The sequence below is a fragment of the Streptomyces sp. NPDC056527 genome, assembly GCF_042794475.1.
In the GTDB taxonomy this organism is placed as follows: domain Bacteria; phylum Actinomycetota; class Actinomycetes; order Streptomycetales; family Streptomycetaceae; genus Streptomyces.
Window position 1 is genome coordinate 1 of the sequence record NZ_JBHTTQ010000064.1, and the last position, 14,520, is coordinate 14,520.

Annotated in this window: 12 protein-coding genes; 6 read left to right on the plus strand and 6 right to left on the minus strand. The window is 69.2% G+C overall.

Annotated elements, in window-relative coordinates:
* Window positions 1–320 precede the first annotated feature (320 nt).
* Window positions 321–1,523: an erythromycin esterase family protein gene (locus ACFQ7Q_RS25680; RefSeq protein WP_383559103.1), complete on the minus strand. Its 1,203-nt coding sequence runs from the start codon at window positions 1,521–1,523 to the stop codon at window positions 321–323.
* 68 nt (window positions 1,524–1,591) lie between these two features.
* Here ACFQ7Q_RS25680 and ACFQ7Q_RS25685 point away from each other — a divergent pair, with 68 nt between their 5' ends.
* Window positions 1,592–2,323, plus strand: coding sequence for a TioE family transcriptional regulator (locus ACFQ7Q_RS25685; protein ID WP_383559104.1), 732 nt, complete (start codon window positions 1,592–1,594; stop codon window positions 2,321–2,323).
* A 308-nt stretch (window positions 2,324–2,631) separates the two neighbouring features.
* On the opposite strand, the gene ACFQ7Q_RS25690 is transcribed toward ACFQ7Q_RS25685, so the two are convergent.
* Window positions 2,632–4,020, minus strand: a complete 1,389-nt coding sequence (locus ACFQ7Q_RS25690; protein WP_383559106.1) for an FAD-binding protein — start codon at window positions 4,018–4,020, stop codon at window positions 2,632–2,634.
* A 327-nt stretch (window positions 4,021–4,347) separates the two neighbouring features.
* Here ACFQ7Q_RS25690 and ACFQ7Q_RS25695 point away from each other — a divergent pair, with 327 nt between their 5' ends.
* Window positions 4,348–4,839: a HEAT repeat domain-containing protein gene (locus ACFQ7Q_RS25695; RefSeq protein ID WP_383559107.1), complete on the plus strand. Its 492-nt coding sequence runs from the start codon at window positions 4,348–4,350 to the stop codon at window positions 4,837–4,839.
* Here the strand turns inward: ACFQ7Q_RS25695 and ACFQ7Q_RS25700 are convergent.
* The gene (locus ACFQ7Q_RS25700; RefSeq protein WP_383559109.1) at window positions 4,836–5,381 is read right to left on the minus strand and encodes an MOSC domain-containing protein; all 546 of its coding nucleotides are present in this window, start codon (window positions 5,379–5,381) and stop codon (window positions 4,836–4,838) included. The genes ACFQ7Q_RS25695 and ACFQ7Q_RS25700 overlap by 4 nt on opposite strands.
* 395 nt (window positions 5,382–5,776) lie before the next feature.
* Here ACFQ7Q_RS25700 and ACFQ7Q_RS25705 point away from each other — a divergent pair, with 395 nt between their 5' ends.
* Window positions 5,777–7,075 carry a DUF4241 domain-containing protein gene (locus ACFQ7Q_RS25705; RefSeq protein WP_383559111.1) on the plus strand — a complete coding sequence of 433 codons (1,299 nt, stop codon included), beginning with the start codon at window positions 5,777–5,779 and terminating at the stop codon, window positions 7,073–7,075.
* 280 nt (window positions 7,076–7,355) lie between these two features.
* Here ACFQ7Q_RS25705 and ACFQ7Q_RS25710 read toward each other — a convergent pair whose 3' ends face one another.
* Entirely contained in the window at window positions 7,356–8,624 is a 1,269-nt protein-coding gene (locus ACFQ7Q_RS25710; protein ID WP_383559112.1) for an MFS transporter, read from the minus strand.
* Between the two features lie 516 nt (window positions 8,625–9,140).
* Between ACFQ7Q_RS25710 and ACFQ7Q_RS25715 the strand changes: the two genes are divergently transcribed.
* Both ACFQ7Q_RS25715 and ACFQ7Q_RS25720 read left to right on the plus strand, forming a co-directional pair.
* The gene (locus tag ACFQ7Q_RS25715) at window positions 9,141–10,700 is read left to right on the plus strand and encodes an MFS transporter (RefSeq protein WP_383559113.1); all 1,560 of its coding nucleotides are present in this window, start codon (window positions 9,141–9,143) and stop codon (window positions 10,698–10,700) included.
* A 50-nt stretch (window positions 10,701–10,750) separates the two neighbouring features.
* A complete protein-coding gene (locus ACFQ7Q_RS25720; protein ID WP_383559115.1) occupies window positions 10,751–11,314 on the plus strand; it encodes a hypothetical protein in 564 nt (187 codons plus the stop codon).
* A gap of 267 nt (window positions 11,315–11,581) precedes the next feature.
* On the opposite strand, the gene ACFQ7Q_RS25725 is transcribed toward ACFQ7Q_RS25720, so the two are convergent.
* Window positions 11,582–12,571 carry a GlxA family transcriptional regulator gene (locus ACFQ7Q_RS25725; protein ID WP_383559117.1) on the minus strand — a complete coding sequence of 330 codons (990 nt, stop codon included), beginning with the start codon at window positions 12,569–12,571 and terminating at the stop codon, window positions 11,582–11,584.
* Between the two features lie 71 nt (window positions 12,572–12,642).
* Here ACFQ7Q_RS25725 and ACFQ7Q_RS25730 point away from each other — a divergent pair, with 71 nt between their 5' ends.
* Window positions 12,643–14,055: an MFS transporter gene (locus tag ACFQ7Q_RS25730; protein WP_383559119.1), complete on the plus strand. Its 1,413-nt coding sequence runs from the start codon at window positions 12,643–12,645 to the stop codon at window positions 14,053–14,055.
* Window positions 14,056–14,188: 133 nt separating this feature from the next.
* Here the strand turns inward: ACFQ7Q_RS25730 and ACFQ7Q_RS25735 are convergent, their stop codons facing one another.
* Entirely contained in the window at window positions 14,189–14,500 is a 312-nt protein-coding gene (locus ACFQ7Q_RS25735; protein ID WP_383559120.1) for a cupin domain-containing protein, read from the minus strand.
* Window positions 14,501–14,520: the final 20 nt, after the last annotated feature.

Genomic DNA, 14,520 nt, shown 5'->3' on the forward strand with positions numbered 1-14,520 from the left:
ACCCGCGACTACCTGCAACGACGTCTGACCGAGGGCAAGACACGCCGCGAGATCATCCGCTGCCTCAAACGCTACGTCGCACGAGAGATCTACCGACTTCTCGTCCCAGCGAACACTCCGGCTGACCAGACAGGACCCGCCAGCGTCGCCGCTTGACATCCATAGGGGCATCAAGCTCAGATCGGCTCACGGGTCCACCGCCGCCGCCTCCCGCCGGCGGGCACGGTCAGCCCTCGAACAGCCGACGCGGCCGACGTGACCGGGCAGCGGGCAGCGGGCAGCGGGCAGCGGGCAGCGGGCAGCGTAACCCTCGAACAGCACTAGGTCTGCGGGACGTCCTTCACGAACACGATGCCGTCGCTGTCCACCAGGTGGCCCGGGTCGAGCGGGGAGTAGCCGAACCAGGGAGAGACGCGGGGCGCGGGCCGTGTGTCGCCGAGGGCGGTGGCCAGGCGGGAAGCGTCGAGGAGGTGGCGGTCCTCCGGGAGTTCGTACAGGAGTCCTTCGACGGTGTCCGGCGGCGGGGTGTCCACTCCCTGGTGCCGGATCGTGCCGAGGGCCATGGCCAGGAACCCGTACCCCTCCCCCAGGTGGGCGCTCACGAGCGCACCGGCGCTCCACCACTCCAGCCGCAGGTCACCCAGCCGCATCGTGCTCTTGTTGCGCTGGAGGTGGCCGTTGTGGGCGAAGACCAGTACCGGGCCCCGTTCGGCGAGGGCGAGGAGGTTGTCGGCCATCATCCGACCCCGCAAGCCCACCAGCCTCGTCATACGGCTCGGTGACGTGTCCGCCATCCAGAAGTGGTAGCGCAGCAGACCGGTGGCGGTGCGTCCGTACAGGCGCGCCCGGTCCCACTCCTCCCGCGAGGTCAGCGCGATCAGGGTCGGTGTCTGCTCGTCGAGCAGAGCCACCAGATCGTCGGCGAGCAACCGCAGTTCCTTGGCCTCGGCCGACTGCCCGACGGACTGAGCCGGGTCCATCATCGCTGCGGGATCGGTCCACCGGGCATCGGCGCCGAGCACGCGGTCGAGTGTCTCGGCGGTGCAGGGGAGCAGGTCAGCTTCCACGCCCGCCGCGAGGTAGTCGTGGAGCGTGGTGAGGGCCTGCCGGGGGCTTTCGGCGCCGGTGATCTCCAGCGGGCCGTCGAAACCGGCGAAGCGGAGCTGCTCGGACGAGGGCCGACCGTCGTTGTACGCCCGCATCCAGCGCACGAGTTCGCGGTTGGCCGCGGACGCGCCGAAGCCGTGGGTGAAGCCGCGCTCCATGACCTCGTCGAGGGTGCCCGTGCCCGAGGTGACGTGGTCGTCCACGATCAGGCCCGCCAGGCAGCTGCTCTCGATCGTGATCGTCCGGTAGCCCTCCTCCTCGACGAGCTGCCTGAAGAGCGCGTTGCGCACGTCGAGCAGCGTGTCCTCGCCGTGGGTGGGCTCGCCCAGCGCGAGCACCCGCGGCCGGTTGGGGAGCAGCCGCATGACGGTGGCGGCCTCGACGGCATGGGCGGTGTCTTTGATGTCGGTAGCCATGCCTTCAACGCTATCGTTGAACCAAGAGTTGAAACTTTTGCACGAAACTGAGGGGATCGCGGGGGTCCATGAAGCGAAACCCTCAAAGTGAGGATCGGCTCAGGCCGATCGACCTGGCACGCGAGCACGGTCTGTCCACGCAGGCGGTCAGGAACTACGAGGAGGCCGGCATCCTCCCGGCCGCCGGTCGCACACCGCACGGCTACCGCACTTACACGCCGCTGCATGCGGGGGCGCTGCGCGCGTTCCTCGCCCTCGTACCCGGCCACGGCCATCAGACGGCGACGTCGATCATGCGGGCGGTGAACGAGGGCGCGGCAGAGGAGGCGTTCCGCCTCATCGACGAGAGCCACGCCCAGCTCCTCGACGACCGCCGGACCCTCCAGGCCGTGGAGAACCCCCTCCGAGACCTGGAGCCCGAGGCGGCCTCCGAGCCAAGCGCGGTGTCCGGACCCGGCGGCACGTTCATCGGGCCGCTGGCGGGAGAGCTCGGCATCCGGCCGGCGACGCTGCGCAAATGGGAGCGTGCCGGGCTGCTGCGCCCGCGCCGCGACCCGCTGACCGGGTACCGCGTCTACGACGAGGCCGCCGTACGGGACGCCCGGCTGGCCCACCAACTCAGGCGGGGCGGCTACCTGCTGGAGCAGATCGCCCCGCTGATCGCCCAAGTGCGAACGGCCGGCGGGCTGGAGCCGCTGGAAGCCGCACTGCACGACTGGCGCGGCCGACTCTCCACCCGCGGGCGGGCGATGCTGACGGGGGCCGCGGAACTGGAGGCGTACCTCCGCGAGCGGAAGTAGGCCGAGCAGCCGCGCGGTACGACGACCGTGACTGGGCCCGCATCGAACTGGGTCGATCCGGAGGACCGGAAGCAGCGGCGGGCGATGACTGCCTGCCTTCGCGCAGGACTTGTGCCGCCGCCACCTTCCATCCGCCTCCTCGATGCCCAGCCGTAGCGGAACGTTGCGCGGCACCGAAGTCGGCCCAGAACCCGTTCCCGCGAACGGAGCCGTGGGCCGACCTGCGCGCTCGTCCGCACCCTGAGGTGTCGGATGCAGACGCTCCGGACAGCCTCCGCTACACCTGCACGTCTACGTCTACGCCTACGTCAGAAGATGCGCTGACCGGGCGTGAGGACACCGTCGGGGTCGTAACGGTGCCGTGCGGCCTCGAGTTCGGACCAGAAGGGGCCGAAGTGGTGCACCCAGTCGTCCCTCGTCAGCGGTACGGAACCGATCGGGTACCAGCAGCCGCCGACGGCGACGGTGGCGTCGTACTGAATACGGTTCGCGGCGACCATCTCCTCGGCGGAATCCGCCCCGGGAGAGGCGGTCTTGAGGAGGGAGAACAGGTAGACGAGCTCCTCGTCAGGCATGACCGGGAGCGGGGTGCGGCACCGGGCGGTGGGCACGGGGTACAGCAGGACGACCGCGCTCACGCCGAGCGCGCCCGCTTTGAGACCGGAGAGCGTCTCCGTGACGACGGCGTTCACGGTGGACGCGGGGAGCAGGCTGTCGTACCAGGGGTGCGGCCGCGCCCACTCCCCCATGGACTTGAAGGCTTCCACCCCCGGGGCGAGCCGATTCAGGAAGTCGAAGTACGGCACGTCCTGGACCTCGACCGAGGTGTGCTCCAGGTCGTCCGTGAGCCGGGCGTCGTCCGCGGGAGACCCGTCGTAGGCGGCGGCCTCGATCATGTAGGCCCAGCCGTCCGGGGTGGGCAGGACCTGGCCGACGAGGTAGTCGAACCGCCCGTCCGCGATCAGCTTGGCCTGCTGCCCCGTGAGCGCGGCGACGCTCCCGAAGAACATCACGTAGTGCCGTACGGAGCGGGGCGCGGGGACCAGAGAGAGGGTGGCGCGGGTGATGATCCCGCACTGCCCGAGGCCGCCGAGGACGGCTCGGAAGAGGTCGGGGCGCTCGGTGGGTGAGCAGGTCGTGAGCTCGCCCTCACCGGTGACGACCTGGAGTTCGAGCACGTTGTCGACCTGGGTGCCGTGGCGACTGATCTGCCCGCCCAGGCCACCGGCCGACAGCGTGCCGCCCAAGGACAGTTCGAGGTAGTCGGTGAAGGTCGGCGGGGTGAGACCCATGGGCAGGGTGGCCTGGACCAGAGTGCTCCACCGCGCCCCGGCCTGGACTATGGCGGTGTCGTCGCGGATCTCGATCGAATCCAGCGAGCCGAGGTCGATGACGAGCCCGGAGGGCACCTGGGCCTGTCCGTGGGTGGAGTGCCCCTGGCCCCGTCCGGCGACCTTGAGTCCGCGCTCCCGGCAGTAGCGGACCATCGTGGCGACGTCCTCGGCCGAGCCCGGTCTGAGGACCGCGGCGGGCGGCCGGCTGACCAAGTGGCCGAAGTCGGTGGACGCCGCGTCGAGGGCGGCTTGGTCGAAGCGAAGCTCCCCGTCCAGGTCGGGAACCGCGTCGAAGGCGGTGCCGATGCCGGGGGCGGCGGCGGTCGGGTCCGGTTGCGCGGCAGGAAGGTGCGAAGGCGTCACGCTCACTCCAGATCAACTCGGCTACAGGGGCGGCCTCCGACTCACGGGCGAGCCGACGGCGGCGCGGTGCCGGCCCGCAGCGTGTTCGACGGCTCCGGACGTCGGCACAGTTCCTTCACATTGTGATCACCTCTGGGCCAGAAGGGCGCCAAATAGCCAAGTTGGTGCCGTTCGGTGCCACCGCCGACCACTCCGCACTCCCGCTTCCTCGACGGGTCCCCGGCGGGTCCCCGACGGCTCACCGCGGCTGATCCCACAAGGAACGTCAAGCCCTGTCTTCTCACCTTCCCTCAGGGGGAGGCGCCGACCGGCTCCTATGCTCTGGCTGTGGACGAGTACCAGGGCCTTGCGGCATTGATCGAGTCGGCGTGGAAGGAGGTGGACGCCTCCTGCGCGGACCGCCGGGACTCCTGTCTCGATGCCGTCAGCGACGTACTGGAGACGGGCCGCCTGACCCAGGACGATGCCGAGCGGGTCATCGAGCGTCTCGTCACGATCGCGCTCTCCGATGAGGGTCACGCGGTGCGGGAGTCCGCGCTGCATGCGATCTGCTCGGCCTCCACGCACCACGAGCTCCCCTATCGGGTGGTGGAGCCGCTCGCCGTCGGCGCGGCCGGCTTCGAACCGCTGCTCCTGGACTACGTCCTGAGCATCCTGGGCTCGACTCACGACCAGGCGGCGCTCCCGATCGTTGAGAGGTTCCTGCAACACCCCCACCTCGATGTGCGCAGGGAGGCGGCGGATGCGGTGCACGAGCTGAGCTGGAGCCGGGAGTCCTCTGTGATGGACGACGAGAGCTCCGGGGAACGTGGCTCCTAGACGCGTTCCAGCGGGTGGTGAGGGGTGGGTGGGAGTTCGACCTCTATGGGGTCGTGCGGGCGTACGGGTCCACCGCGGCGGACCACGGCCATGATGCCGGACTTGAAGGTGAACTCTCCCGAGTCGGGATCCAGGGCGAAGACCTCGCCGAGCAGGCCCTTACGGAAGTCGTTGATCTTCGCGCACGGGTTTCGGAGCCCCGTCACCTCGAGCACGGCCTCCGCTCCGAGGTGGAGCAGGGCGCCCGCGGGAAGGCCGAGCAGGTCCACGCCTCGGGTGGTGATGTTCTCGCCCAGCTGGCCCGCGGAGACTTCGAAGCCCTTGAGCGCCAGCTCGTCGAAGAGTTCCTCGTGCATCAGGTGGACCTGTCGCAGGTTCGGAAGGTCCGGCTCGTAGGTCATGCGGAACTGGTGACGAATCGTCTCACCAGCGTGAACGTCCCCTTCCACCCCCAGCCCGGCAAGCAATGTGACGGACTCCCGGTTGGGCTTGCTGAACGAATACGTCCCATTACGGCTCACCGCCGTGACCTTGCCGGCCATCGCTCACTCCATCCGTTCCCGCCCTGCAGCCGGACCGATCCTAGGGCCGGCCGCCAGCCGGTTGCCTGCACGCATCCGACCTTGCGAGCGGCCTCGGCGATGAGGCCGGAGCCGGATGTCACTGCTGCTGCCCGCCGAGGAACTGCCGGATGCAGAAGGCCGAGCTCACCGCCCACCAGCCATCCACCGACGCCTGACGCTGGGCACTGGGCGCCGGCACGCACGACACTGCGCCGTCGTCACGATGAGCGTTGTCGATGGCCCTCGCGCGTTCTGGGTGTCCTGGACGGGCCGTTGGCGCGGGCGGGGGTGGCTCACGCCCGGCCCGGCGAGGGCGTTGTCACAGGTGGCGGCTATGTTGCGGCTCGTTACGTACGCGAGCAAGGGGAGCGGCAATGGTGGTCGAGGTGGGGTACGCGCAGGCGTGGGATCTGGAGACTCGCGTCCCCTGGCGGCCGATACCCGTGGAAGAGGCCCGTGAGCGGGATGCCGCCGGGCTTCCGTACGTGGTGGTGTACCGGGCGGCGGGCCGGGAGGCTCCGCTGGAGGTTCGGCTCGTCTCCTGGCGGGATCACTATGTCGGGCTGTGGGTCTACGACGCGCAGGGCCGCCGTACCCACGAGCTGGACATGCGGCTGCTGGACGACCCGACGCGGCTGCTGAGCCGGTACGCCGTCCGCTGGCACTACACCGGCCCGGAGATGGCGGAGTTCGACGAAGGGTGCCCGCGCATCACCGTGGAGCTTTTCCCTGACGGAAGGGGCCAACGAGAAGAGGAGTCCAAGGGCAAGCGCGGGGGCTCTTTCGTGACCGTGCCCAAGGTAGGCGATGACGAGCGCTGGACGGACCGGCCTGCCTTCGGAGAATGGCCGCTGTTCTCCGCCCGGTCGCAAGGGCTGACGGAGTCGCCCGTCTTCGAGATCACCGCGCCGGCCGCGGCGGCCACCGACGGCAGCGGGCTCGCGCCCACCACCTGCTGGCGTCCACCCCGCCCCGCGCAGCCCGGCCCGATCGGTGAGCTGTTCCGGCCCGGGGTACGCGTGACCGACGGATACCACCCCGAGATGACGACCGTGGAACCACGCCGCGTCGGCACCCTGCGCGTGCCCAGCGGGCTGCTCGCCGTCTCAGGCCCGGACATCGACCACGAGGACGGCCCGCACATCACGGTCCCCGTACCGCCCGGGGAGTACGCACTGGAGGAGGCACAGGCCAGACACACCTACCACTGCGAGTGGAGGAGGAGCGAGGTCACGCGCACCGACACTATGGCCGTCCGCCTGCTCGTCAGCGAGGTCCCCGCCGCGACCTGGGAGATGGCGCTCAGGCCCGACGACGACCGCCGGTTGTTCATCGAGAACGAGTTCTCCGGTTTCGACACCGATGGCGCCACCGGCTGCTTCGCCGATGCCGGAGCCTGGGAACCTCTCATCGCGCTCTTCGAGAAAGGGCTGATCCAGGGAGACCCGGACCTGAACCCGGACGTCTACGAGGACATCAGCGACTCCATGTACCTGCTGCGTACCCGGGACCAGGCCTCCGGCGGCGAACTCGCGGCCTTCGCGACGACAGGGGACGGCACCTATCCCGTCTGGGTCGGCCGTTCCGAGGCCGGCGAAGTGGTCGGGGTCGCAGTGCTGGTGGAGGGAATGCCCGAACTGCTCCCGGAAGACGGAGCCACCGCCGACGCCTGACCCCTTGTAGGCCAGGGTCGGCAGGCCGTCGGCGGCCGCCTCGACCAACGCGGGCAGGACGTGCAGCGGGCGGCGGTGATGTCCGGGGTGGAGCCTGGCTCGGCGTCGGAGACCCACAACGGGGTTCCGTCAGGGGCCGCCAGGAGCTGGACGGATGGACGCTGTCGTACGGCGGCCGGAACCAGCCGCCCAGTGCTCTACCGGCGCCTGTCCGACCGCCATGACCTTAAACGCGCCGCGCCCCTGCCCTCGGGCGGAGCGTTGCTCGAGATGGTCTGTTTCAGGATGCCTTTCGGTCGGCGGGCTTCTCGATCTCGGCGGTCACCCGTGCCCCTCGGAAGAGCACCGGGAGCCACAGGAGACATGCCAGCAGGGGGACCACGGCGTAGGTGGCCATGCCCACACTGGAGCCCAGCCCGTCCATGAGCGCGCCGAGGACGAGATAGCCGATGCCGATGAGCGCCGACTCCACGAATGCGATCATCGACAGCAGGCTCGCCCGGTGGCGCGACGGCACGGCCTCGTTGAACACGTTGTCCACGATCACGGCGGTGATCTCGGGAATCCCGACCAGGGCCAGGAACACTGTGATGGTGACCCAGACAAGGCCGAGGCCGCTCAGGCCGAGTGCCGCGGCGAGCGTCAGGAGGGACACCGGGACGATGACCCGATACCCGATGCGCCGGTCCGCGCGGTCGGACAGCAGCGGAGTGAGCCCGCCGGCGAAGAATCCCGCCGATATGACCACGCTGACCAATGCGGTGCCCGCTCCCTGATCGGAGAGGGTCTTCTGCGTAAAGATGATGTACGGCGTCAACGTCGCATGCATCAGTCCGGACACCACGACAAGCGTCACGAGCGCCGGCGTGGCGACCCGAAGCATCGCCCGCCATGCTGTGGCGTCGCCGTGCTCCTCGGCTCCGTCCTGCTCGTCCACCGCGTCCGCGCCGCGGATCTCGGGCACCCGTGACATCAGCACCACAACGGCCAGGACGAGGCACGCCGCCGAACCGACGTAGACGACTCCCCAGGAGATCCGCTGCAGTTGGCCGCCGAGGACGATGGCGGCTCCCGAGGTGACCGTCCCGAGCATGGTGAACCGGGACTTGATCCTGACGTAGCCGGCCGTTGCACCACGACGCACGAGCAGGTCGTACAGCAGGGCGGTTTCCGAGCCGGACACACATGCCATGCCCACGCCCTGCCCGATGAACAGCGCGAGGAACACCCAGTAGTTGGAGAACGTCCCCTGGCCGAGCAGACATCCGGCTATCAGCATCTGGCCGATCACGATGCTGGCACGCCTGCCGATTCGGTCGGCGATGACTCCCGTCGGCAACTCCGCAAGTCCGCTGACCAGGTAGAGCAGTGTCTGCAGTAGGGCCACTTGCCCGGCGGAGAAGCCTCGCTGCTGAAGGAAGAGGACGAAAACGCCGCGCTGGAACAGCGTGTTGGCGAGCACGGCGTATACGTAGAACGGGCGCGTGACACTTCGTGCTGCATCGTCGACTGCGGCCGACCCGCCAAGGGCCTCCGTGGTGCCGGTCACGCTGCGGGCTCCCTGGTGACTCCGGTGATCATTAGTGTTGGGCCTCCGCCGCCGACCGGAACCTCCAGTCCCTACTTCGCGCAGGATATTGGGCCGGCCATCCGCTCGTCGAGGACGAACGAAACGGGCATCGCGGGGGCGCGCTTCGGCTGTCTTGCCCAGCTGGCCCTGGGGATCTCAACAGGATTCTCGACCCGTCCGCCCGGAAACTCCAACGGTGCTCGGTAAAGCGTCAGGTGAGTGCCGTTGCACCGGGCTGCGGTCGCAGGGCGCGGTGCGACTGCTCACCGGAGGGCATGAAATCTGCTCAGTCGCAACTCTCCGGAAGTCATGGAATTATTCGACTCGCACATCCGCCAGAGGGCACAGAATTCCTCGGTCCGCACATCTGACGGAGGGCATAAAGTCCCTTCAGTCGCAACAGTATTGGCAAGAATCTTCGAGCTTGACGGCGTCGTTGAGTTTACTTATGGTCCAGTCGTTCAGGTTCCCGCCGATCGAGATCCGAAGGATTCCATGACCGCGCCTCCAACGTTGCCGAAGTCCAGGCAGCAGTTGATTCTTGCCGTTCTTATGTTGTGCTCGCTGTTGATTTGGCTGGAAAACACCGTCCTGAGTACTACGCTGGAGACGCTTGCAGACCCGGTCCGTGGACTGGGGGCCAATCCCGGTCAGCTGCAATGGGCGATTGGTTCGTACACTCTGGCCTTCGCCACGTTGATGTTCACTGCAGGCGCATTGGGCGATCGATTCGGTCACCGGACAGTGTTCTTCAGCGGGTTGGTGCTCTTCGCCGGGTCCTCGCTGTGGGCTGCATACGCAAGCGATGTGGGCCAGCTGATTGCGGCTCGAGCTGCGATGGGGGTGGGCAGCGCGCTGATCACGCCCGCCAACTTGGCCATCCTTATGTGGACCTTTACCGGCCCCGCGCGGGCTGCCGCGATCGGCATCTTCTCGACGTCGGCCGGTGTCGGAATGGCCGCCGGCCCGGTGCTGGCCGGGTTCCTGCTCGATCATTTCTGGTGGGGTTCGGTCTTTCTGATCAATGTCCCGGTCGCGGCATTGACGTTGGTCGGGCTCGCCGTACTGGTTCCGAATTTCCACAGCCCCACTCTGCGGCCACTGGACCCCGCCGGGATGCTGCTGTCGATCAGCGGGCTCGTGGCCTTGGCCTACGGGCTGATCCGGGCAGGGCAGGTGGCCGCGTGGAGTCGTACCGACGTCTGGGCGCCGATCATTGTCGGTCTGGTTCTGCTGGCCGTTTTCGTACTCGTCGAACTGCGTATCAAGGTGCCCAGCTTTGATCCGCGACTGCTCGCGCAACGCACATTCGGTGGCGGCAATGTGGCGCTCGGATTGCTGCTCTTCGGTGTAGCCGCAATCACCTTCTACAACGCGTTCTACCTGCAAGGCGCACTCGGATATTCGCCGATGAAGGCGGGTCTGGCCAACATCCCGACCGCATTGGGCGCGTTCGCGGGGGCGCCCCTTGCCTCGCGCCTGGTTCGCCGCCTTTCGCTGCGTCTTGTCACCGTGCCGGCGCTGACCGTGGCTGCGCTGACCATGGGCGGGTACGGGTTCCTCGGACTCCAAACTCAACTCGTCTGGATCGAGATCCTGTTGCTGATACAGGGTCTCTCGATCGGCATGGTGATCGGCCCCGTCACGGCCGCATTGCTCGGCAAACTGCCGCTGGAGCAGGCCGGTTCGGGATCGGCCGTCACCAACACCGTGCGACAGACCGGCAGCGTGATCGGAATCGCCGTAGGCGGCACGATCATGTCGATCATGTACCGACGTGCGATCGAACCTTCGCTGGAGGGTGCACCCGGTCCGGTGCAGGATCAGGCGCGAGTCTCCGCCGAACAGGCCCGCCACGTCGCCACCGCCATCCACCGGCCCACTCTCGCTCAGGCTGCTGATGATGCGTTCATCCATGCGATGCACGTCGGCGCGGGCTGGATCGCGGTCATCACACTCCTCGGAGCAGTTGTGCTGCTGATTGCCTTGCCTGCTGCCGAGAAGAAGAGTCCGATACCGGAGCCGGACCAGGAAGAGGCTCGCAGCTCCGTCTGAGAGTGTGATGGCAGACAGGTGCCGACTGGTCTCCCGGTAGCGTCCGTTCCATGGTCTCCCTCGATGCGCTCGTCCGCTTCTGCCCGCCGCCCGTCAGTCCGCCACCTGCGGTGGACTGGACGCAAGCCGAGCGTGCCCTCGGTGCGGCTCTGCCGGCCGACTACAAGCAGCTCGTCGAGACCTACGGCGCCGGCATCTTCGACGACGCCATTTGGCTGCTCGTCCCCGACTCCGCCTACGACGACTGCGACCTGCATGCGCAGACGACGGAACGGGACGAGATCCTGGCGGGCCTGTGGGAGTTCGAGGACAAGCCCGCCGGCCTACTGGAGGCGGGGGCGCGGGTGTTGCCGTGGGCGTTCGAGGAGGGTACGGGGGCGTTCCTGTACTGGCTGGCGCGCCCCGGGCAGCACCCCGACGAGTGGACCGTGCTCTACAACGAGGGGCGCGGCCCCCTGTGGGAGCACCACGAAACGGGGTGCCTCGCCTTCCTGCTGGCGGTGCTCACGGGCACGGCGGAAACGGAGTACTTCGGCTACCTCTACGAAGTGCTCAAGCCGACGGAGCACCGCTTCGCGACGGCCGACCAGACCCTTGGAACGACCGGGCAGTGACGCCGTCGTCCGCTCCCGCCGACCTGGCTCGCCGCCGGCACACCTCACCGAGCGCCGCGGTCGGCCCCTGAGCGTTCTGGTTGGCCCGGGCGGGGCTTGGGGTGACCTGCCGCGTTGGCTTCGCGTGATCTGGGGACGCTCACGGCGCGCGCTTCAGACCGGCGGCCGACCGTCGGGGGACGTACGTGCTACCGATCGGGGCCGCCGTGGGCGCCCGACCGGCGTGCACCGAGCCGAGAGCGCAGTGCGTGTGCCGCCCTCGGCGCCCTAGCCGGCCTTCTCCGCTCGGAAGGCCCGCCGGTACGCGGCAGGTGTGGTCCGCAGTGCCTCGTGGAAGCGCCGGCGGAGGTTGACGGCCGAGGAGAGGCCGACCCGGCGCGCGATCGTTTCCACGGGCAGATCGGTCTCCTCAAGGAAGGCCCGGGTGGCGGCGATCCTCCGGTCCAGGAGCCATCGTCCGGGGCTGATGCCCAGTTGCTCGGTGAAGCGCCGGGTCAGCGTGCGGGCCGAGACCTGCGCGTGGACCGCCATCTCGGCCACGCTGACCGGTTGGTCGAGTCGTCCGGCCAACCACTCCAGCAGCGGGGCCAGCGAATCGGTGACCGGTCCGGAGGTGGGCAGTTCGGCGTACTGCAGCTGGCAGCCCTCGCGGTGTGGCGGCATCACCATCTGACGGGCGATCCGCATCGCGTACGCGGCGCCTTGGTCGACGCTCACCAGGTGCAGGCAGAGATCCACGCCGGCCGCCGATCCGGCGCTCGTTGCGACGTCCCCGTGGTCCACGTACAGCACCGCGGGGTCGACCTGGACCTGCGGGAACCGTGCGGACAGCTCCGCGGCGCGGGCCCAATGCGTCGCGGCCCGTCGGCCGTCGAGGAGTCCGGCGGCGGCGAGCACGAAGGCGCCCGAGCAGATGCCGACGATCCGTGCGCCGCGCCGATGCGCCGCGCGCACCGCCGTGACCACCGCCGACGGCACCTCGGTGCCGACCGGTTGCTGCCAACCGGGGACCAGCACGGTGTCCGCGCGCTCCAACGCGTCCAGGCCTGCCGTGACCAGCATGTCGTAGCCGGCCTGGGTGCGCACCGGGCCGGGGTGTTCGGTGCAGATCCCGAACTCGTAGCGGGCGGGGATCGCCGGGCCGTGGGAGCCGAACACCTCGGTCGCGCACGCCAGCGGGAACGTCGACTGCGGGGGCTGCAGCACGGCCACGACCCGGTGCAGCGCCGGGGACTTCGACAGCGAACGAAGCGTCATGGCGCGAAAGTACCCCTTCATGTCGTTCGGGACACTGGGTTGACTGATTGGTCTAGTCCAACATCTGTGCTGTGACCACCGCGCAGACGAAGAACCAGACCGGGGCCGCCCCGACCGATCCGCCGACCGCCCTTCCTCCCGCCCGACCACCACTGTGGGATCGGCGCTTCACGCTCTACTTCGCCGCCCGCGCGGTGTCGCTGCTCGGCGACGCGATGATGCCGGTCGCCGCCGCGCTCGCGGTCGGACCGCTGTACGGGATCTCCGGGGTCGGCTTCGTCCTCGGCATCTGGACCGGGACGTTCGTCCTCCTGGTCCTGTTCGGCGGGGTGTTCGCCGACCGGTTCGGCGCACGCCGGATGATGGTCGGCGCGGACCTCGTCCGGGTGCTCACCCAGGGTGCGCTGGCTGTCGCGTTCTTCGCCGGCTCGCCGCCGTTCTGGCTGCTGGCGACCATGGCGGCAGTGGCCGGTGCGGCCGTCGCGATGTTCCTGCCGGGGGTGAACGGGATGGTCCCGCTGGTCGCCCGCGAGCCACAACGGGCCAATGCCACGCTCAAGGTGGCCGACGCGCTCGCCCATCTGCTCGGCCCGGCCCTGGCAGGGCTGCTGATCGCGCTGACCAGCGCGGGGACCGTGTACGCGATCGACGCCGGCACTTTCCTGCTCAGCGCCCTCTGCCTCGCGCTGATCCGGCTCGCCCCGGCCGCGACGGCAACGGACGCTCCGGGCGGCGCCGACTCCTCCGCCCGCAACGGCAGTTCACTCCGCCGAGACCTGCGCCAGGGGTGGCAGGAGTTCCGCGCACGCACCTGGATGTGGGCGGTGATCCTTATCTGGGTGGTGTACGGCGTGCTGCTCTTCGGCCCGCTCGTACCGCTCAGCTCGACACTGATCGGCGCCCGGCTCGGCCCGAACGCCTATGGTCTCGTGGTCTCCTCCCTCGGAGTCGGAACGGTGCTCGGCGGCCTGCTGGCGCTGCGGCTGCGCCCCGCCCGGCCGCTGGCAGCCGGCGCGCTGGCGATGGTGCTGTACACCGTGCTACCGCTCTGCGTGGCGCTCGGCGCCGGCCTGCCGGTGCTGCTGGTGTGCCACGCGCTCGGCGGCGGGGCCTTGGCGTTCTGGTCGGTGATGTGGGCGACCAGCGTGCAGACCCACACCCCACCTGCGGTGCTCAACCGGGTCACCGCGTACGAGCTGGCCGGCTCGGTGTCCGGGATCGCGCTCGGCCAGATACTGGCGGGACCGGCCACAGCCCTCGCCTCCCCGGGGCGCCTGCTGCTGGTGTCCGCCGGCACCTGCCTGGCGGGCTGCGTCGCGCTGCTCGCGATCCCGGCGATCCGCACACTGCGCCGAGCCGCTCCTGCGGACAGCGACGGACCGGGAGCACCGGACGGCCGGGACGGCCGGGACGGCCGGGACGGCCGGGACGGCCGGGACGGCCGCATCAGTCCGGACGGTCGGGAAGGTCGAGACGGCGGGTGAGTCCGAACGGCCGGGAAGGTCGCGGAGACCGGGACGACCGAGTCAGTCCGGACGGCCGGGACAGTCCCGAGTGTCGGGTCAGTTCGAACGGCCGGGGCGGTCGGCCGTGATTGTGCCGACCGCGCACCCGGACCTAAGCCGCGTCCGAAGCTCGTTCGATGATCACGAGCGTGCCCCTGCTGCCGGGGCGCACCGCGTGCTCCACTCCCGCCTCGACGATGTACATCTCCCCCGCATTCACTTCGACCTCGATACCGCCGGCCTCCAGCCGCAACGTGCCCTCCACGACCAGCAGCGCTTCCGCTGTGTCATGGGATTCCGGTGCCACAGGGCTTCCGTCCATCCGCAGCACCTTCACCTCGGTATGCCCGATCTTCCCGAGCAGGATCGAGTCCCAGGCGTCGGGCAGTTCCCCGGCCGTGCTCCGAATGTCGACGACGGTCATGGCATGCCTCCTGGCGGGCT

Excerpts from the sequence above, each read along its gene's own strand:
- ACFQ7Q_RS25685 (WP_383559104.1), top strand. The coding sequence starts at position 1,592 with ATGAAGCGAAACCCTCAAAGTGAGGATCGGCTCAGGCCGATCGACCTG.
- ACFQ7Q_RS25705 (WP_383559111.1), top strand. The coding sequence starts at position 5,777 with ATGGTGGTCGAGGTGGGGTACGCGCAGGCGTGGGATCTGGAGACTCGC.
- ACFQ7Q_RS25680 (WP_383559103.1), bottom strand. The coding sequence starts at position 1,523 with ATGGCTACCGACATCAAAGACACCGCCCATGCCGTCGAGGCCGCCACC.
- ACFQ7Q_RS25700 (WP_383559109.1), bottom strand. The coding sequence starts at position 5,381 with ATGGCCGGCAAGGTCACGGCGGTGAGCCGTAATGGGACGTATTCGTTC.
- ACFQ7Q_RS25715 (WP_383559113.1), top strand. The coding sequence starts at position 9,141 with ATGACCGCGCCTCCAACGTTGCCGAAGTCCAGGCAGCAGTTGATTCTT.
- ACFQ7Q_RS25725 (WP_383559117.1), bottom strand. The coding sequence starts at position 12,571 with ATGACGCTTCGTTCGCTGTCGAAGTCCCCGGCGCTGCACCGGGTCGTG.
- ACFQ7Q_RS25735 (WP_383559120.1), bottom strand. The coding sequence starts at position 14,500 with ATGACCGTCGTCGACATTCGGAGCACGGCCGGGGAACTGCCCGACGCC.
- ACFQ7Q_RS25720 (WP_383559115.1), top strand. The coding sequence starts at position 10,751 with ATGGTCTCCCTCGATGCGCTCGTCCGCTTCTGCCCGCCGCCCGTCAGT.